This window comes from Promicromonospora kroppenstedtii DSM 19349 (assembly GCF_000515355.1).
Classification (GTDB): Bacteria; Actinomycetota; Actinomycetes; order Actinomycetales; family Cellulomonadaceae; genus Promicromonospora; species Promicromonospora kroppenstedtii.
In genome coordinates, this window is record NZ_KI911753.1 from 10,433 (window position 1) to 12,477 (window position 2,045).

General features: G+C 71.1%; 2 protein-coding genes and 1 pseudogene. 2 read left to right on the forward strand and 1 reads right to left on the reverse strand.

All coding sequences use genetic code 11. The features are described from left to right. Positions 1-70: 70 nt before the first annotated feature. Together PROKR_RS25985 and prfB are read left to right on the forward strand one after the other, a co-directional pair. A complete protein-coding gene (locus tag PROKR_RS25985) occupies positions 71-484 on the forward strand; it encodes an ankyrin repeat domain-containing protein (protein ID WP_211240248.1) in 414 nt (137 codons plus the stop codon). A gap of 69 nt (positions 485-553) precedes the next feature. Next, positions 554-1,663, forward strand: a complete 1,110-nt coding sequence (gene prfB, locus PROKR_RS25990; protein ID WP_036969519.1) for a peptide chain release factor 2 — start codon at positions 554-556, stop codon at positions 1,661-1,663. 49 nt (positions 1,664-1,712) lie between these two features. On the opposite strand, the pseudogene PROKR_RS25995 reads toward prfB, so the two are convergent. Continuing rightward, positions 1,713-2,045 (reverse strand): annotated as a pseudogene (locus PROKR_RS25995) (zinc-binding dehydrogenase); the annotation flags it as partial.

Consider the following 2,045-nt stretch of genomic DNA (forward strand, 5'->3'; position numbering starts at 1 on the left):
CCACGGCTCGCGCCTGGTGAGCGCGGCCGGAGCGCGACCCGCGGCCCGGCTCACCGGGCCGGGTTAGGTTGTGGCCATGAGCGAGCAGAGCACCGGCGAGCAGGGCGCGAACGAGCAGGGCGGCACGCGCCTGGAGCCCCAGCAGATCTTCGACCTCGCCCGACAGGGCGCGGACGTGCTCCTGGACCTCGTGGACGCCGGTCTTCCGGTCGAGCTGGCCGACGAGGCGGACAACACCCTGCTGATGCTCGCCGCCTATCACGGGCACGCCGCCCTGACGGCGGGTCTCGCCGAGCGCGGCGCGGACGTGAACCGGCTCAACGGCAACAACCAGGCGCCGCTCGCGGGGGCCGTGTTCAAGAACGAGGCCGACGTGATCCAGGTGCTGATCGAGCACGGCGCCGACCCGGACGCGGGGACGCCCAGCGCCCGCGCGACCGCGCAGATGTTCGGCCGCGAGCTGCCCGAGCCGGGGGCTCGCTGACCTGGGGCTGAGGGCGGCGCGGGGTTTTCCGGCGTCGGGCACCGGGATGCGCGGGTAACCTTGAACATCGTGGCCACCAACGACTTTCCCGCTGAGATCAAGGCGCTTCGCACGACCCTCGAGTCCATCGAGGCCGTGAGCGACCCCACCGCGCTCGAAGCGAAGATCGCCGAGCTGTCGGAGCAGGCGTCGGCGCCCAACCTGTGGGACGACCCGGAGGAGGGCCAGAAGGTCACCTCCGCGCTCTCGGCCGCACAGGCCGAGCTGAGCCGGGTGGAGAAGCTCGCCGCCCGCATCGACGACGTCGAGACCCTCGTGGAGCTCGGCCAGGAGATGGAGGACGCCGACTCGCTGACCGAGGCCGAGGAGGAGGTCGAGAAGATCCGCAAGGACCTCGCCGCCCTCGAGGTCCGCACGCTGCTCAACGGCGAGTACGACTCCCGCGAGGCCGTCGTGACGATCCGCGCGGGCGCCGGTGGCGTGGACGCCGCCGACTTCGCCGAGATGCTGATGCGCATGTACCTGCGCTGGGCCGAGCGGCACGGGTACCCGACCAAGGTCGGCGACACGTCCTACGCCGAGGAGGCGGGCCTCAAGTCCGCGACCTTCGAGGTCAACGTGCCCTACGCCTTCGGCAACCTGTCGGTCGAGGCGGGCACGCACCGCCTGGTGCGCATCTCGCCGTTCGACAACCAGGGCCGCCGGCAGACGTCGTTCGCGGCGGTCGAGGTGATCCCGCTCATCGAGCAGACGGACCACATCGACATCCCGGACTCCGAGCTCAAGATCGACGTGTACCGCTCCTCGGGCCCGGGTGGTCAGTCGGTCAACACGACGGACTCCGCGGTCCGCATGACGCACATCCCCACGGGTGTCGTCGTCGCGATGCAGAACGAGAAGTCGCAGATCCAGAACCGCGCGGCCGCCTACCGCGTGCTCCAGTCGCGCCTGCTGCTGCTCCGCAAGGCGGAGGAGGCCGCGAAGAAGAAGGAGATGGCCGGCGACATCAAGGCCAGCTGGGGCGACCAGATGCGGTCCTACGTGCTGCAGCCGTACCAGATGGTCAAGGACCTGCGCACCGAGCACGAGTCGGGCAACCCGCAGGCCGTGTTCGACGGCGCCATCGACGACTTCATCGAGGCCGGCATCCGCTGGCGCCGCGGCGGCTCCGGGAACTGACGTCCCACGCCGGGCAGCCTCCGCGAGGCCGCCCGGCGTTCTCGCGGTCTCAGGCGTGCGGCACGATGACCGCGCGTCCGGACAGCTGCCCTGCCTCCAGCTTGCGGTACGCCTCGTCGAACCGGTCGAGGGGTTACCGCTCGACGTCGGGCACGATCTGCCCCGCCCGGTACATCGCGACCACCTCGTAGAGCTCCTCGACGGTGCCCCAGTAGGTGTTGGTGATCTCCGCCTCGTACGGGTTGGTGAAGAAGCTCCACTCGGTCACCCCGCCGGCGATGCCGACGACGGTGAGCCGCCCCTGCTGCGCGAGGCACGCCTGCGCCGTCCTGATCGTGGGCGCGGCGCCCACCAGGTCGAACGCGGCGTCGACGCCGCGCCC